The organism is Candidatus Planktophila dulcis, assembly GCF_002288225.1.
Lineage (GTDB): Bacteria > Actinomycetota > Actinomycetes > Nanopelagicales > Nanopelagicaceae > Planktophila > Planktophila dulcis.
The window spans coordinates 1,254,325-1,270,151 of record NZ_CP016777.1 but is presented as its reverse complement, the minus strand read 5'-3'; the positions used below and the strand labels follow the sequence as shown (position 1 = coordinate 1,270,151).

Here is a 15,827-nt window from a genome sequence, read left to right as displayed (position 1 = left end):
TGTAATTACTTATCGAGAATGATGGAGCGTGCTAGACCGCGTGGATTATCAGCATCTACTCCACGCTTCTTAGCGATAGCGATTGCTACACGCTGAGCACGGATCAGATGGGCCATTGGGTCGAGAGTGCTTGATTCAAAGAGAGCGCCCGTTGATTTGATATCGCGGACTAAGTCAGCAGGGATATCGCCAAATGCCCAGACTGCGCGACCTGGCTGTGAGATAGAAAGAGGACCGTGGCGGTAATCAAGTGCCGGATATGCCTCAGCCCAGAACTGTGATGATTCGCGAGTCTTCAGCGCTGCCTCATGTGCAAGGCCGATTGTCCAACCACGTCCAAGGAAGCTGATCTGTTCTACTTCAACGAGATTTGAGATATCACTTGCAAGTGCTGCCTCAGCATCTTTGACAATAGAGTTGAGATCAAAGCCAAGGTGAGCGCGGAGCAGACCAAGGGCCGCTGTTGCCCAACGAGTTTGTAGTACTGATTGCTCATCTGCGAAATCCATAATGATGGTTTCAGTTGCACGATCTTCAACAGGGGAGTTATGAATCGCTGTAAGGACAACTGACGGTGTCTTGATTTTGCCAAGAAGTTCTACGATTTCAGATGTTGTCCCAGAGCGAGAGATGGAGACAACGCGGTCATATTTACGGTCATAGTTAAATTCAGATCCGGCGTATACATCGGTCTCGCCATGGCCGGCAGCTTCACGCAGTGAGGCATATGCCATCGACATAAACCAGGAGCTTCCGCAGCCCACGACGGCAACGCGCTCGCCCTTCTGGGGGAGCTTGCCAAAGACGCTAGGGGCGAAGTCAGCTACCTGGCGCCAGATCTGGGGCTGGGAGGCGATTTCGGCATCTGCGTGGAGGGCGGTTGTCATGGCGCAACCGTAGGCGTAGGGCGATGCTAAAGTCAAGAATTTTGCACATTTTTGTCGTTATGTGTTCGTTATCAAACAGTTACCTGCAAATCGTTGCTTTACCTCATCGAAGGTGGTCGACTACCTCCAACGAAGCCCCTTTACCGGGGCCTAAACCCGTCAGGAGTAATACGCATGAAGAAAGTGACTCGCCTCAGCGCACTCGTTGCAGCTACAGGTTTGATCGCAGCTTCTGTCCTTGGCACATCAGCTAAGGCAGCAGATCCAGTCGAACTAAAGATGGTCGCAGCAGATTACGCAAATATGCAGCCATACTGGGATGAACTCTCAGCAAGATTTACAAAGGCAAACCCAACAATCAAAGTTTCAGTCAACGTAGTTTCATGGGAAACAATCGATGACAAGGTAAAGACACTTGTTGCAACAGGTCAGACACCTGACATTGTTAACAAGGGCGACTACTCAGCAGCTGCTGCTGAAGGTCTTCTCTACCGTGCGGATGAAGTAGTCAGCAAGGCAACTCTTGATGACATCGTCCCAACATTCCTTAACAACTCTAAGTACAACGGCATTGCTTACGCTGTTCCAGACTTAGCATCAGCACGCGCACTCTTCTATAACAAGGACATCCTTAAGAAGGCTGGCGTAACAAAGCTTCCAACAACCTGGCCTGAACTTGAGAAGGTTCTCAAGCAGATCAAGGCTAAGGTTCCAGGCGTTTACCCATATGCACTTCCACTTGGACCAGAAGAAGCACAAGCTGAATTCGCAATCTGGGCTGGCGGTAACGGTGGCGTAATGTTTAAGAATGGCAAGTGGGTTCTTAACTCTAAGGAAAATATCCAGACAATGGAATTCCTTAAGAAGCTCACAGATCAGAAGTTGACACAGCCAAACCCAGCTAAGTGTGACCGCACGGCATGTGCACAGGCACTCTTTGCAGCAGGTAAGGCGGCATTCATCAACGGTTCAGTCTTCCTTGAAGGATGGCTTAAGGACAACGGTGGAGCTTCAATCAACATCGGTTCAGGTTCATTCGTTGCTGCTCCAGGAAAGAAGCCTGTAACACTTGGTGTTCAGGATTACTTCACTGCATACAAGGCAAATGGACATAAGGCTGAAATCACGAAGTGGATGGACTTCATCTTCGAGCCAACAAACTACGCAGCATTCCTTAAGGCTGCAGGCGGATTTATTCCTGCGACTAAGTCAGCAGGAGCAATCGCAGCCAAGGATGCAAAGCTCGCACCATTCATCAAGTTGCTTCCATCTGCAATCTTCTATCCAGGAGATCAGGCAGCATTCCCAGCAGTTAAGGGTGCTATCCAGCAGCAGATCGGAACAGCACTTGTAAATCCAAAGAAGACTATGGATGCACTCCAAGCAAAGGCGCTTGCAGCTTCTAAGTAGTCGCACGACCTGTCACTCTTGGTGACAAAGAAGTAAGGGTTGGGGGTTCGCGAATAATCGCGAACCCCCGCTCTACTTTATATTTCTGGCAACAATTAGAATGACCGCAATCACATCTAAGGAGATCAGGGCGAATGCCGAATATGCTCAAACGCAAGTCACGTCTCGGTGCCTTTCCGTGGATCTTCCCGGCGCTCTTTATGATCTTTGGATTTGTACTCTGGCCAGCATTTGAAATGATCCGCACATCTTTCCAAGATGTGAGCTCATCAGGAATTACCAAAGGTTGGGCAGGCCTTGAAAACTATCAAACACTCCTTGCCAACCCAGATCTACCTAACGTCCTTATCCGCACCTTTATTTGGGTAGTAGGAATTGTCTTCTTTACAATCATTATTTCTTTGCCGGTGGCCCAACTTCTCAATGCAAAGTATCCGGGGCGCAAAGTTGTTCGCTGGGCAGTGATTATTCCCTGGGCAGCATCAGTAGTTATGAGCTCAACAATTTGGAAGTGGATTCTCGACCCATATTACGGTGTGCTGAACAAGATTTTGATTGATCTACATTTATATAAGGAACCAGTAGATTTTCTTGCAAATCCAAAACAATCATTTGTCTGGTTGATGATTGTTGCAGTCTTTGTATCAATTCCCTTTACATCCTTTGTCATCCTTGCAGGACTTGCAACTATTCCAGATGACATTGTTGAATCATCCACTGTTGATGGTGCAACAGCCTGGAAGGGTTATCGATTCATCAAATTCCCATTGATTAAGCCTGCACTCTTAGTTGCCATGGCAATTAACTTGATTAATATCTTTAATGCCTTCCCAATCATCTGGGTTATCACTGCAGGTGGCCCTGGTTATGAGACTGATACGACCACAACCCTTGGATACAAGATCTCCTTCCGTGATCAAGATATTGGCCAATCTGCCTCAATGGCATCTCTTAACTTGATCATCATTCTGATCTTTATCGGCATCTTCCTAAAGGTCTCCAAGAGCCAGGAGCGGAACTCATGACAACAATCCTCCTTCCTAAGCGCCATAAGCGCTTTACCGGCAAGAAGGTCAGCTTGACCATCTCTGCATGGGTCTTGGGTTTCCTCTTCTTTGCACCTTACTTTCAGATGCTTCTTACAGCACTCAAACCTAAGGAAGAGATCACCTCAATTCCCCCTACATATTTTCCTAAGAAGTGGGCATTTGAGAACTTCATAAATGTGTGGAAAGAGATTCCTCTTGGAACCTTTATCAAGAGCTCATTTATCATTTCTATGTCAGCAACCCTCATCGTAATCTTTATTGCAGTTCCTGCTGCCTATTACGTTGCACGTAATAATTTCCGCGGCCGCAAGGTCTTCCTCTTCTTAGTTCTTGTCACACAAATGTTTGCACCTACTGCTTTGGTAATTGGAATCTTCCGCGAGATTGCAAAGTTAAATCTTGTAAACACTTATTTGGGACTGATTCTTGTCTATGCCGCATTTAACATGGCATTTTCTATCTGGATCCTCTCTAGCTTCTTTTCAAGCATCCCTCAGGAGATTGAAGAAGCTGCATGGATTGACGGATGCAGCCGCGTCTCAACACTCGTGCGCATCGTTCTTCCACTCTCTCTTCCTGGACTTGCGACGGCATTTATCTTCACATTTATCGCCGCATGGAATGAGTTCGTAATTGCTCTCACATTGACATCATCGCCCGAGCAAGAGCCACTGACGGTTGGCCTAACCGCCCTTATTGGTTTCTATCAAGTGCAGTGGCAGTACCTCTTTGCAGGCTCTTTGATTGCCATTGTTCCAGTCGTCATCCTCTTTGGTCTCATCGAGAAGTGGCTCGTTGGCGGACTTACTGCCGGTAGCGTGAAGTGAGTAGACAAGAACGACTTTCCAGAATCTTGGAGATAGTTGTCGAAAAAGGTAGCGTTGAAGTAGAAGATGTCGCACAAGAGTTAGAAGTTTCGGCTGCAACTATTCGCAGAGATTTTGATTCGCTAGCAAAGAAACAACTTCTTTCTCGCACACACGGTGGCGCTGTTGCAACCGGTGGATCACTCGGTATTCCACTGACCTATAAGGTTGCAAAAGAAGATGAGGTAAAGCAGCGGATAGCGCAGGCTGCGGCTGAGATGGTCTCTCGCTATGACATCATCGGCATCAACGGTGGAACAACGACAACAGCCGTTGCTCGCGCCATTGTTGCTCGTTCAGAGTTCGCACCTGGTGATCCATCTGATCTTCAACCAGCGCTCACTGTCGTTACAAACGCAGTGAATATTGCGGCTGAGCTGACTGTGCGACATCAAATCAAGATTGTTGTGACTGGTGGGGTTGCTCGCCCACAGTCATATGAGCTCACGGGACCATTTGCTGAAGAGGTATTGAAGGAAGTCAATATTGATATTGCATTCCTTGGCGTTGAAGCAATTGATTCAGTCATTGGCGCAGCAGCTCGACATGAAGATGAAGCCCGAGTCAATCGCCAGATTGCAGCACGTGCCCGCAAGATTGTCGTTGTCACAGATAGTTCCAAGTTTGCCAAGAGCGCATTTGCATCTATCCGCCCCATTAGTGAAATTGATGTCCTCATTACAGATGATGGAATAGACCCTAAGATAGTCAAAGATTTCCGCGCACTTGGCGTTGAAATCGTGATTGTCTAAGGAGCGCGATGTCACGGACAAATGCAGGCAAGCTAGTACTCGAAGCTAAGAGTGCTGGTTCTGCCGTTGGTGCATTTAACGTTATCTTGCTCGAGCATGCTGAAGCACTCGTAGCTGGGGCAGAGCAAGCAAAACTTCCTGTCATCTTGCAGATCAGCGAGAACTGCGTTAGCTATCACAAAGGGTTAAAGCCAATCTCTGTTGCAACAATTGCTATCGCAGAAGGTGCAACTGTTCCCGTATCTGTTCACCTTGATCACGCGGAGAGTGAAGATCTAGTTAAGCAAGCACTTGATCTCGGTTATGACTCAGTAATGTTCGATGGGTCAAAGCTTTCTTATGATGAGAACGTCGCAGCCAGTGCTCGCATGGCAGATCTCTGCAAGAGTTATGGCGCAACCCTTGAAGTTGAGATCGGTGAAGTCGGTGGCAAGGATGGCGTTCACGCCCCTGGAGTTCGAACTAATCCCTTAGAGGCAAAGGCCTTTGCAGAGGCTACTGGAGCGCACTTATTGGCTGTGGCTGTTGGCTCTTCTCATGCAATGACCACTCGCGATGCAACGCTTGATTTTGACTTGATTGCAGAGATCGCAAAGACTGTGGGAGTTCCTCTTGTCTTGCATGGATCATCTGGTGTCAGTGATCCTGATTTACAGAGGGCTGTGAAGTCTGGGATGAGCAAGATCAATATTGCAACTCACCTTAACAATGTCTTCACCCATGAAATTCGCCAAGCGCTCGGTGCCAATCCGAAGTTAGTAGATCCTCGCAAATACATCGCTCCAGGCCGCGACGCTGTTGCATCTGAAGTTGCTCGACTTCTAGCGCTATTGAAGTAGCGATGAATATTCGTTTAGCCTCTCTAGAAGATGAGCGAACTCTCTATGACATCTGCGTCATCACTGGGGATTCAGGTAAAGATGCAACGGGAATTTTTGACCAACCAGATCTATTGGGTGATATTTGGGTCGGTCCCTATCTGCACCTATCCGCAGATCATTGTTATGTAGTGCAAAATGATGATGGAGTCCCTCTGGGATATTGCATTGCAACTCTTGATACGAACTCATTTGAATCAGTTACTGACGCGGTGTGGTGGCCTGCCAAGCAAGCCTTCTATAGAAAGCCCGATCTCTCTCAGCAGGATTCATGGAGCAGAGATGAAAGAATTGCTCATCTGATTCATAATCCTTTGCGGTCACCATCTGAGTTCCTCGAAGAATTCCCCTCACATGCACACATCAACCTTGTTCCAGAGATGCAAGGAAAAGGGTGGGGAAAGAAGTTGATGCAGGCAATGGAGGATTCGTTGCGCAGCGCTGGTTCTCAAGGTGTTCACCTGATTTTAAGTGCAAAGAATCAGAACGCACTCGCCTTCTATAAGGCTGTTGGATACCAGATCATCTTTGAACGCCCCGGTGAAATCGGAGTTGCAAAGAAACTTTAGAAATCGTGCGCTACTTCTCCTGCCACAGCTGATTTCTCCAGTGCTTCCATCATGGATGCTGTGTCGAATCCTCGATCGTAGGGACCTATTCCCAAGTGGGCGATTTTGGCTCTCTTGAGAGGGTCCACATCGCGGATAGTTACATCGAGTTTTTCAAGAAGTGGCCTTCGTTCTGCGAAGTAGCTCTCAAAGTCTTGTCCTTCACCCCAACAGCGAAAAGCAAGTGCTGCAGCTCGCGGCCACGTCATGTATTCGGCATGCAAAGGGAATTGAATGTATTCACTCCATAGCTGGAATTGAACTCCTGTAACACCGGGAAGTGGAGTAAATGCCAAGACATCTTCGAGAGTGACAGGACCACCAATGGCAAGGGGCTCAGATTCAGATACTTCTTGTGAGTAATCTAAATATGTTGGAAAGACTGGACCTTGAATTACTTCACGTCCATGATCGAGTGCAATCTGTGCAATGGCAGAGCCACGCCATGACATCACTGTGGCTTGTGTTGCTTGCTCAGGATCAAATGCAAAAGCATCATCCCAGGTCACCATCTTCTTGCCCAAGCCTGAAATAATCTTTTCAATCTCCTTCATAAAGAACATGAAGAGTTCCTTCGTTGAGGCAAAATCCTTCTCTTTCATAAAGGCAACAACTTCAGGATCTTTCAACCAATTATCAATCAGTGATTCATCTCCGCCAACATGGATGTATTCGGATGGAAAGAGCTCTGCTACTTCTTCAAATACCTTTGTGAGAAATTCAAATGTTTCTGGAAATGGTCGAAGTAAGTAATCTGAAATTCCCCAACGCCCACTTACTTCTACTGCAGCTTTGTTTACTCCGAATTGAGGATAGGCGGCTAGTAGTGCACCTGTGTGTCCTGGGATATTTACTTCAGGAACTACCTGCATCCCAAGTGAGTGTGCATGGCTAACTATTTCGCGCACATCATTGTGTGTGAGATAGCCAGAATGTTCTTTGCCGTCATAGGTAGGTTCTAGAAGGCCGTGATTGTTCTGACTCTGCTTGCGAATCGAACCCACTTCATGAAGAAGCGGGAATACCTTGCTCTCAAGGCGCCAACCTTGATCATCAGTTAGGTGCAGGTGCAAGGTGTTGTAGTCGAAGATGGCTAGGGAGCTGATGGTCTTCTTGATGAAGGTGGCATCAAAGTAATGGCGAGATATATCGAGCATCGCCCCGCGCCAGCGCATCATGAGGCGATTATGTCGCCCTTGCCTTATCGGCGGTAGGCTTCAGTACGTGCGATTTATTAACAATCCGGTCTATGACCTCACCTACGACGATGTATTCATGGTTCCTAGCAATTCCGAACTCACCAGCCGCATGGAAGTTGATCTGACATCCAATGATGGCAGCGGGACAACAATCCCATTAGTAGTTGCAAATATGACCGCTATTGCAGGTCGTCGCATGGCTGAGACCATGGCTCGTCGCGGTGGAATGGTTGTTATCCCACAAGATATTCCGATTCCTGTTGTTGCCGACGTCATCGCATCCGTCAAAGCTCGCCACACATTCTTTGAAACACCCATCACTCTGACTCTCAAAGAGACTGTGGCTGATGCAGCATCGCTTATCCATAAGCGCTCACATGGTGCAATCGTCATTGTCGATGGCAAGAAGCCTGTTGGCATCGTGACTGAAGAAGATTTAGCTGGCGTTGATCGCTTTACTCAGCTGAGCCAAGTAATGACCCAAGAGCTCACAACAATGCCTGACACTCTTGATCCACGCCAAGCATTTGAATTCCTCAATGAACGTCTTCGCACTGTGGCCCCTGTGGTTTCAGCAAGCGGTGAACTCGTTGGAATTATCACCAAGGTGGGCGCACTTCGTGCGACTTTATATACACCTGCTGTTGATAAGAACAACAAGCTTCGAATTGCCGCGGCAGTTGGTATCAATGGTGATGTGGCCGATAAGGCAGCAAAACTCGTTGCAGCAGGAGCTGATGTGCTTGTTGTTGATACTGCGCACGGCCATCAGAAGAAGATGATTGAAGCGCTACAAGCTATTAAGAAGCTGAACCTGAATGTTCCTATCGTTGCTGGCAATGTTGTTACAGCAGATGGTGTTCGTGACCTTGTTGCAGCAGGTGCCACCATTATTAAGGTCGGTGTCGGGCCAGGTGCAATGTGTACAACACGTATGCAGACCGGTGTTGGCCGTCCACAATTTTCTGCAGTTCTTGAATGTGCAGCAGAGGCAAAGAAGTTAGGTGCACACGTCTGGGCAGATGGCGGAGTCCGTCATCCTCGCGATGTTGCACTAGCCCTTGCTGCGGGTGCATCACAGGTAATGATCGGATCTTGGTTTGCCGGAACATACGAATCACCTGGCGACTTGATGCGCGATAGTTCTGGCCGTGCCTATAAGGAATCTTTCGGTATGGCATCAAAGCGAGCAGTAAGTGCACGCACATCACAAGAAGATGCATTCGATCGTGCACGTAAATCACTCTTTGAAGAAGGAATCTCTTCATCACGAATGTTCCTTGATCCAAACCGCCCAGGAGTTGAAGATTTGATTGATGAAATCATTTCTGGATTACGTTCATCATGCACATACGCAGGTGCACATAACCTTGCAGAGTTTGCAGAGCGCGCAGTTGTTGGAATTCAATCCGCCTCTGGTTATGCAGAAGGTCGTCCACTAAATACTTCTTGGCGTGGTTAAGCATTGAAATAGGCTTAATTAGGGCAGTTTTTCAAGGTTAGAAAAAGCCTGTAGTATTCGCATTCGCAATACACAATTCAATAAGCGTGCGTAGCTCAACGGATAGAGCATCTGACTACGGATCAGAAGGTTAGGGGTTCGAATCCCTTCGCGCGCACAAGTTAAGCTCTCGGTGCCTTTCACACCGGGGGCTTTTCTTTTTGCCCAATCACGCTCACCAGAGGAAAAAAGCGGGCGTGCACCTGCCGGTAGCAGCCTGATTTCATCTAGCGGACTCCTGTTTTCTCAGGCAGAATCTCGGAATGAGAAGCGTGCGCGCCCTTGGTCTGTCTTTGACCTTAACCCTTCTACTAACAGGCTGCGGTGAAAGTTCCAAGTTGTACCCAGCCTCAAAGGCAGATGGAGTTTTCTTCTCGGTCCCAAAGAACTGGACTGGACTCAGCACTGCTGCACTCAATAAGTATGAAAAGAGTTCATCAGATGATGAAACCGATTCACGACAATCTCTAGTCAGATGGCAGGTCGCATACTCAACTGATCCGAAGGTAAAAGTCTCACAAGTATTTACCTTAAAGCCACCAACATCACCGCTTGTTTTTGTCAGAGTTCGAGACTTGACCGGTCCTGAAGCAAATGATTTTTCCTACAACTCTCTTCGCGATGTCATTACCCCCATCACGCAATTAGCTGAGGGAGTTGATTTGGGAGTTCCTGATTTTAAGATTCTTGAAGATGGGGAAGTAGTGGAAAAAGGTGCCCGTGGCATTCAAACCATCTATAGCTTCTCCATCGATGGAGTAGAACAGACACTAAACCAGACCTCATTAATGTCTAATGATCGTTCGACTCTATATATCTTCATGGTTCGATGCGCGACTACTTGCTACACAAAGAATAAGAAAGTCATTGAAGAGATCGTGAAGTCATACACAGTACAGGGAGCAAAATGAGTCAGATTGAAAAAGTAACGAGTCGTCCACGCGATACTGACAGAAAGACTCGCATCCATCTCTCATTTTACGACCGCATTAAATTCTTACTCCTCTTTGGTATCACCTTCCTAGTTCTAACTTGGTCAAGCCTTGCGGAAAACCCCATTCTTAGCGTTGAAGATGCGCTGAGAGAGACTGCGCGCTCTAAATCTTGGCTCCTAGTTCTCGCTGTCATTGAAGTCATTCGCCAGATTCACTTCCTTATCGCCGAGCTTCTTGCGCCCTATCACGGCATTTGGACAAAGTATTTTGCATTTATCGATCGTCAAGTTCATAGACTCAGTGACTGGACTCGTTTTCGCCTCTCGCGCGTTCTCAAATGGTCACTTGTTATCTTCCTTCTTGCCGTCATCCTCGGTGCTATTTATGACGAACCACCAATCAAAGCGCTCTTCTTAGCCCCTAAAGCATTCATCACCGCACTTCCATTTCTAGGACAACTTCTCTTTGCTGTCTTCTTTGTCATCATTCAATTCGGTGCAATCTTCTGGTTCCTAAGCCGCGGTGGTGTTGATACTTACTTCCCTGATGACATCAGAACTCGATTTAGCGATGTCTGGGGACAAGATCATGTTCTCAACCGCATCCGTGAAAATCTTCTCTTCCTTGAAACACCGGAGGAGATTGAAAAGCATGGTGGATATGTCCCAGGCGGAATTCTCTTGTGGGGCCCTCCTGGAACAGGTAAGACGCTGATGGCTGAATCAATGGCGGGAGAAACAGGTAAACCATTCGTATTCGTAGATCCAGGTGCCTTTACCAATATGTTCTTTGGTGTTGGCGTGCTCAAGGTTAAGAGCCTCTTTCGCAAACTTCGTAAGTTAGCTCTTCGCTACGGTGGAGTTGTTGTCTTCTTCGATGAGGCAGATTCACTAGGCAATCGTGGAATTGTCTCGGCCGGTGGCCCACAGAGAAATTCCACTATGGATGCAACCTCAATATTTAAGAGCAATTGCCACGGAGGCACGTATCTCTCCGAATCTGCAACCTCTGCGATTGCACGTGAGAAGTTTGTTATGGGTGGAGCTGCAGGTGGTGGAGGCGGTGGAATGGGAACGCTGCAAGCGCTCTTGACCGAACTTTCTGGCCTTAAGAAGCCACGTGGTTTCTTTAACAGAGTGGTGCGCAGAACACTTGGCATGCGCCCAAAGAATCCACCGAAGTATCGAATCCTTGTTGTAATGGCAACCAATATGCCTGAAGCACTTGATGAAGCGCTCTTACGTCCTGGACGTATTGATCGTATGTATCGCGTTGGATATCCAAGTAAAGCTGGACGCGTGCGCACATATGAGGGATATCTTTCAAAGGTTTCACACTCACTGACGGCGGATGAGATCGACAAGATTGCAACGATTACTCCTTATGCAACTGGTGCGACGATTAAAGACACAATCAACGAAGCGTTGATTATGGCTATTCGTAATGGCCGAACATCTATTGAATGGTCAGACATTGTTAAGGCCAAGCAACAGAAAGAGCTTGGCCCATCGGAAGATGTTGAATACATCGAGCGCGAGCGACATGCAATTGCTGTTCATGAAGCATGTCACGCTGTCATGGCCCATCGCACGCGCCAACATATGTCTATTGATTTAGCAACGATTGAAAAGGGTTCTGATTACTTAGGAATGGTGGCAAGTATTCCGCCCGATGATCAGTTCACTCGCTGGAAGAGTGAATATAAGTCAGATATTTTGGTTTCACTCGCATCATTGGCCGGTGAGCGAATGTTCTTTGATGGAGATAACTCATCCGGTGTTTCAGGAGACCTCGAGAGTGCGACCACTATTGCATCCTTGATGGAAGGACATTGGGGAATGGGCTCAACCATTTCATCACACGTGAGTAACCGTCGCTTTGAGATGGGTTCTCCTGGTGGTGGAAAAGGAAAAGAAGACACTGAGAAGCAGATGAGAATGGCTTTGAGCGATCGCATCGAAGAGAACTTAAGTTCATTGTTGACTCAAGCTGAAGAGATATTGCTTGAAAATCGCAATCAAGTATTGGCGCTAGCGCATGCTCTCGAGACATATAAAACAATGTCGGGAGAAGATGTGGCAGCAGTCATCGAAGGGGTGAAGGGCTCAATGGTTGATGGCCGTCCATACCTCGATGCCAATTTCTTGGGTGAGATTGAGAAATATCACAGCGCATCAGTTGTCGCTCATCGCGAACATAGAATTCCTGACGTGCATTTACCAGTCATTGGATAAGCAGGTATCGTTATCCAGTGAGCAAAATCTTCCTCTTTGTGGCTATTGATGTGCGCCCAGGAAAATATGAAGAGTTTGTTGAAGGTCTTACCAAGCACATCTCTGTGATTCGCACCGAATCTGGGTGTGAATTCATCGATATTTATCGCGATACTCAAAAAGAGAACGTTGTAAATGTCTGGGAAATCTGGAGTGATCGCCCATCATGGGATTCGCATATGGTTAATCAGAACAGTAAGGAATGGCAGAGCGTGGCTAAAGATCTAGTTTTTGGTGAAATGATTACCGTTATGGATCCACTCTCATGAGCCAATTCACTCTCTCCATCGACTGCGGTGGTCTCTTTATTAAGAGCTGTGTTCTTGATGAATCGGGAACTATGCACGCAGCTCCAACGCGTGTGCAGACCCCATACCCACTTTCACCTGAACGCTTCCTCGACACCGTTGAGTCAATCGCAAAGTCTCTTCCTAAGGCAGCGCGCGTCACTGTTGGTCTGCCAGGGATGATTCGTAATGGTGTTGTAGTTGCAACCCCTCACTACATCAATGATGCCGGTCCGCATACACGTATGAACCAAGAACTAAAGGATCAGTGGTGGGGCTTTGATGCAGAAGCCGCAGTTGCTGAACGTTTGGGCATGCCAGCTAAAGTTTTAAATGATGCAGAAGTACATGGTGCAGGCGTAGTTACTGGTTCAGGACTTGAAATCGTTCTGACTCTTGGAACTGGTCTTGGTTTCTCAGTCTTCCACGGCGGAAAGCTTTCTCCGCACTTTGAACTTTCACATGCAACAACCCGCCGCAATACAACATATGACACCTGGATTGGCGATCGCGAACGCCACCGAATGGGAAATACATTCTGGTCACGCCGCGTGCGCTTGATGGTCTCTGAACTTCGCCCAGTATTCCTCTGGGATCGCCTCTATATCGGTGGCGGTAATTCACACAGCATTCAACAACGTGACCTTAATTTGATGGGCGATGACGTTGTGATTGTTCCGAACTCTGCTGGAGTTGCTGGCGGAGTGCGTGCCTGGCAGCTTTAATCAGTTATATAGATTGTGCCATCTGCTTCACGCACTGGTACACGCTCAAGTGGATATGAGGCAGGTCCCCGCAGTAGCGCACCATTCTTAGGATCAAAGAGCGCGCTATGGCAAGGACAGAGCAGACCTTCACTCTCTTGTTTCACAGTGCACCCATTATGTGTGCAGGTGGCATTCATCCCAATGAGTCCATCTGAGCCTCGAGCGATGAAATAGGTAGTGCTATACCCATAACGATTCTTAGCGGTAAATGACTTTGTTGAATTTGCTGGAACTTCTGAAGATTTGGCAATAGGAATATCAATCTTATTAACAACAGCTGCGGCCGATTGAGTTGGTGTCGCAGAAGGTGCTGGGGATGCTGTGGCTGATGCAGATGGAGAAGGTTTTGTAACAGGAATAACCTTCCCAGAATCCCAAGCCAGGACAGTCTTACCTTTGCTCTTTGCCTTGATGCAGGTATAGAGCTTGCCCTTGTAGGTAGTGGTTTGCCCAAGAACTCGGCACTTTATTGGTGGTGTTGTCGCAGCCAGCGCTGGAAAGGCGATTGTGGCTAGGGCGGATATGAATCCGAAACCCAGGATTCTTCGCGAAATTGCATTCACTTTCATATCGTAAATGAGAAAGGTGAACGGGTAGTGAATTTGCTGAGAAAAGGTTGAGGTAAGTCTTTGCTTCAATTTCACCCTGCATTTTCTCTTCAGATTTCCGGGCAAGCCAAACTTTCGCCACATGGTCGAGCCGAACCCGGCTCAATTCGGACTCAAGGGAAATGGATCAATATGAAGCTTCGCTACAAAGTAGCTGCGGTGCTCTCGATAGCAACATTGCTTGCGGGAACAGCTGTAGCAAACTCAGTGCTTACAAAGCCTGAATACATCACTTCTTCAACAGATGCAGCAGAGATTAAGCCACTTGCTTACGCAGGAGATACATTCTCTGGCTTTACCATTCAAGGTATTCCAGATGGAATGGGCGCAATGCGCAATGCAGATGGAACAATCACACTTCTTTCAGTTCACGAAGTTCCTTCATATGGAGCAATCGGAACATTGGCTAAGGCTGCAGATAAGGGCAAGGCAATCCAGGGAACATCAATTACTAAGTTCACATTGAACAAGGCAGGCGATCGTGTTCTCAGGGCTTCAGACATGGTTACATCATGGAGCTTCTACAACTACAACACAGGTCAATACCAAGAATCTCCAGTTGGAGCTGCGCCAAAGACACAAACAGTTGGCATGGATAGCTTCATCAGCCGTTTCTGTTCAGCAACTCTCGTACAAGCAGGAGCACTTTCATTCAAGGATGGATCAACAACACTTGGTTATGAAGGAGCAGTATTCCTTTCAGGTGAAGAAGATGGCGATAGCGGTTACGGTCGCGGATTCGCATTCGACATGGATGGAAAGGGAATCAACCTTCCACGTATGGGACTTGCATCATGGGAGAACTTGATGCCTAACCTCAAGCCAGGCAAGAACACTGTTGTCATGGGTAACGAAGATGGAGATGCAACAGATTCTCAGCTCTTCATGTATGTCGGAACAAAGACAGCGTCAGGAACATTTGCTGATAAGGCAGGCCTCACAAACGGTGACCTTCACGTTATGAGCATTCCAAATATCGCAAATGACAACGCATTCCGCGCCGCATATGGCAAGAACAAGGCTGTCGATGTGACATTCGCAAAGACAATCTGGGATGGCGATATGAAGACTCAGCAGGTAGATCATGCTGCAAAGGGAACAGAAATGTCTCGCGTTGAAGATGGCGAATGGGATCCATCAAATCCAAACGTCTTCTACTTCTTGACTACTGAATCCAACAAGGATCCAGGCGCAACAACTCCAAACCCAGCAACACCAAGCGTTTCACGCGATGGTGGCGGACTATGGAGACTGACATTTGTTGATGGTCAAAAGCCTGAACTTGGCGCAAAGCTTGAACTCCTTCTTGATGGAACAGAAGCTCCATTCTTGAGCAAGCCAGATAACCTGGCTGTTACATCTGATGGCGTTGTCTTGATCCAAGAAGATCCAGGCAAAAACGCACTGGTTGCACGAATCGTTGCTTTCCGCATTAAGGATTCAAAGCTTGCAACAGTTGCACAGTTCAACCCAGATCACTTCTCTGCGGATGGCTCAAAGTTCATGACAACTGATGAGGAATCATCAGGAATCATCGATGTCACATCAATAGTGGCAAGGCCTGGCGATACAAAGAAGTACTTCTACTTCAACGCTCAGGTACACACAACTGGCGCATATACAGCGCGTCCAGATCTGACCACAAAGTCATCTTCTGGAATCTTGAAGTTCAACCAGAAGACTCTTGAAGGTGGCGCTTACTACAGCCTGACAATCTCTGATTGGAAGACTGTTTTCGGTTCTTAACTCCGGGACACAACTAAATAAATAGAAAAGGCCCCGTACTCTTTGAGGGAGAGTGCGGGGC

At 47.5% G+C, this 15,827-nt stretch carries 15 protein-coding genes and 1 tRNA gene; 13 read left to right on the top strand and 3 right to left on the bottom strand.

Features of this window, described 5'->3' with window-relative positions; all coding sequences use genetic code 11:
• Positions 1-5 precede the first annotated feature (5 nt).
• Positions 6-887 carry an SIS domain-containing protein gene (locus A1sIIA65_RS06585; protein WP_095676738.1) on the bottom strand — a complete coding sequence of 294 codons (882 nt, stop codon included), beginning with the start codon at positions 885-887 and terminating at the stop codon, positions 6-8.
• Between the two features lie 174 nt (positions 888-1,061).
• Here A1sIIA65_RS06585 and A1sIIA65_RS06580 point away from each other — a divergent pair, with 174 nt between their 5' ends.
• From A1sIIA65_RS06580 to A1sIIA65_RS06555, 6 genes are all read left to right on the top strand, one after another.
• Positions 1,062-2,297 carry an extracellular solute-binding protein gene (locus tag A1sIIA65_RS06580; protein ID WP_095676737.1) on the top strand — a complete coding sequence of 412 codons (1,236 nt, stop codon included), beginning with the start codon at positions 1,062-1,064 and terminating at the stop codon, positions 2,295-2,297.
• Positions 2,298-2,440: 143 nt separating this feature from the next.
• Positions 2,441-3,322 (top strand): carbohydrate ABC transporter permease, encoded by an 882-nt coding sequence (locus tag A1sIIA65_RS06575; protein ID WP_190277113.1) that lies wholly within the window; start codon positions 2,441-2,443, stop codon positions 3,320-3,322.
• On the top strand, positions 3,319-4,173 hold the full coding sequence (locus A1sIIA65_RS06570; RefSeq protein WP_095676735.1) for a carbohydrate ABC transporter permease: 855 nt from the start codon (positions 3,319-3,321) through the stop codon (positions 4,171-4,173). Before A1sIIA65_RS06575 ends, A1sIIA65_RS06570 begins: the two co-directional genes overlap by 4 nt.
• Positions 4,170-4,964, top strand: coding sequence for a DeoR/GlpR family DNA-binding transcription regulator (locus A1sIIA65_RS06565; RefSeq protein ID WP_095676734.1), 795 nt, complete (start codon positions 4,170-4,172; stop codon positions 4,962-4,964). The genes A1sIIA65_RS06570 and A1sIIA65_RS06565 overlap by 4 nt, the downstream gene beginning before the upstream one ends.
• 8 nt (positions 4,965-4,972) lie before the next feature.
• Positions 4,973-5,803, top strand: coding sequence for a class II fructose-bisphosphate aldolase (locus A1sIIA65_RS06560; protein ID WP_095676733.1), 831 nt, complete (start codon positions 4,973-4,975; stop codon positions 5,801-5,803).
• 2 nt (positions 5,804-5,805) lie between these two features.
• On the top strand, positions 5,806-6,411 hold the full coding sequence (locus A1sIIA65_RS06555) for a GNAT family N-acetyltransferase (RefSeq protein ID WP_095676732.1): 606 nt from the start codon (positions 5,806-5,808) through the stop codon (positions 6,409-6,411).
• On the opposite strand, the gene A1sIIA65_RS06550 is transcribed toward A1sIIA65_RS06555, so the two are convergent.
• Entirely contained in the window at positions 6,408-7,628 is a 1,221-nt protein-coding gene (locus A1sIIA65_RS06550; RefSeq protein ID WP_095676731.1) for a beta-N-acetylhexosaminidase, read from the bottom strand. The two genes, A1sIIA65_RS06555 and A1sIIA65_RS06550, sit on opposite strands and share 4 nt — an antisense overlap.
• A 46-nt stretch (positions 7,629-7,674) precedes the next feature.
• On the opposite strand from A1sIIA65_RS06550, the gene A1sIIA65_RS06545 reads away from it, so the two are divergent.
• The 6 genes from A1sIIA65_RS06545 to A1sIIA65_RS06520 all read left to right on the top strand — a co-directional run bounded on the left by A1sIIA65_RS06545 (position 7,675) and on the right by A1sIIA65_RS06520 (position 13,370).
• Positions 7,675-9,111, top strand: a complete 1,437-nt coding sequence (locus A1sIIA65_RS06545) for a GuaB1 family IMP dehydrogenase-related protein (RefSeq protein WP_095676730.1) — start codon at positions 7,675-7,677, stop codon at positions 9,109-9,111.
• A gap of 84 nt (positions 9,112-9,195) precedes the next feature.
• Positions 9,196-9,268, top strand: a tRNA-Arg gene (locus tag A1sIIA65_RS06540).
• 145 nt (positions 9,269-9,413) lie between these two features.
• Entirely contained in the window at positions 9,414-10,061 is a 648-nt protein-coding gene (locus A1sIIA65_RS06535) for a hypothetical protein (protein WP_095676729.1), read from the top strand.
• Positions 10,058-12,319 carry an AAA family ATPase gene (locus tag A1sIIA65_RS06530; protein WP_095676728.1) on the top strand — a complete coding sequence of 754 codons (2,262 nt, stop codon included), beginning with the start codon at positions 10,058-10,060 and terminating at the stop codon, positions 12,317-12,319. Before A1sIIA65_RS06535 ends, A1sIIA65_RS06530 begins: the two co-directional genes overlap by 4 nt.
• A gap of 17 nt (positions 12,320-12,336) precedes the next feature.
• A complete protein-coding gene (locus A1sIIA65_RS06525) occupies positions 12,337-12,627 on the top strand; it encodes a putative quinol monooxygenase (RefSeq protein WP_095676727.1) in 291 nt (96 codons plus the stop codon).
• On the top strand, positions 12,624-13,370 hold the full coding sequence (locus tag A1sIIA65_RS06520; protein WP_095676726.1) for an ROK family protein: 747 nt from the start codon (positions 12,624-12,626) through the stop codon (positions 13,368-13,370). The genes A1sIIA65_RS06525 and A1sIIA65_RS06520 overlap by 4 nt, the downstream gene beginning before the upstream one ends.
• On the opposite strand, the gene A1sIIA65_RS06515 is transcribed toward A1sIIA65_RS06520, so the two are convergent.
• A complete protein-coding gene (locus A1sIIA65_RS06515; RefSeq protein ID WP_420021970.1) occupies positions 13,367-13,981 on the bottom strand; it encodes a Rieske (2Fe-2S) protein in 615 nt (204 codons plus the stop codon). The genes A1sIIA65_RS06520 and A1sIIA65_RS06515 overlap by 4 nt on opposite strands.
• A gap of 171 nt (positions 13,982-14,152) precedes the next feature.
• Between A1sIIA65_RS06515 and A1sIIA65_RS06510 the strand changes: the two genes are divergently transcribed.
• Entirely contained in the window at positions 14,153-15,766 is a 1,614-nt protein-coding gene (locus A1sIIA65_RS06510) for an alkaline phosphatase PhoX (RefSeq protein WP_095676725.1), read from the top strand.
• Positions 15,767-15,827: the final 61 nt, after the last annotated feature.

Bases quoted from the DNA above. Each gene is read 5' to 3' on its own strand.
- A1sIIA65_RS06535 (WP_095676729.1), top strand. From the start codon at position 9,414: ATGAGAAGCGTGCGCGCCCTTGGTCTGTCTTTGACCTTAACCCTTCTA.
- A1sIIA65_RS06520 (WP_095676726.1), top strand. From the start codon at position 12,624: ATGAGCCAATTCACTCTCTCCATCGACTGCGGTGGTCTCTTTATTAAG.
- A1sIIA65_RS06515 (WP_420021970.1), bottom strand. From the start codon at position 13,981: ATGAAAGTGAATGCAATTTCGCGAAGAATCCTGGGTTTCGGATTCATA.
- A1sIIA65_RS06570 (WP_095676735.1), top strand. From the start codon at position 3,319: ATGACAACAATCCTCCTTCCTAAGCGCCATAAGCGCTTTACCGGCAAG.
- A1sIIA65_RS06560 (WP_095676733.1), top strand. From the start codon at position 4,973: ATGTCACGGACAAATGCAGGCAAGCTAGTACTCGAAGCTAAGAGTGCT.
- A1sIIA65_RS06550 (WP_095676731.1), bottom strand. From the start codon at position 7,628: ATGATGCGCTGGCGCGGGGCGATGCTCGATATATCTCGCCATTACTTT.
- A1sIIA65_RS06510 (WP_095676725.1), top strand. From the start codon at position 14,153: ATGAAGCTTCGCTACAAAGTAGCTGCGGTGCTCTCGATAGCAACATTG.
- A1sIIA65_RS06555 (WP_095676732.1), top strand. From the start codon at position 5,806: ATGAATATTCGTTTAGCCTCTCTAGAAGATGAGCGAACTCTCTATGAC.
- A1sIIA65_RS06585 (WP_095676738.1), bottom strand. From the start codon at position 887: ATGACAACCGCCCTCCACGCAGATGCCGAAATCGCCTCCCAGCCCCAG.
- A1sIIA65_RS06530 (WP_095676728.1), top strand. From the start codon at position 10,058: ATGAGTCAGATTGAAAAAGTAACGAGTCGTCCACGCGATACTGACAGA.
- A1sIIA65_RS06580 (WP_095676737.1), top strand. From the start codon at position 1,062: ATGAAGAAAGTGACTCGCCTCAGCGCACTCGTTGCAGCTACAGGTTTG.
- A1sIIA65_RS06575 (WP_190277113.1), top strand. From the start codon at position 2,441: ATGCTCAAACGCAAGTCACGTCTCGGTGCCTTTCCGTGGATCTTCCCG.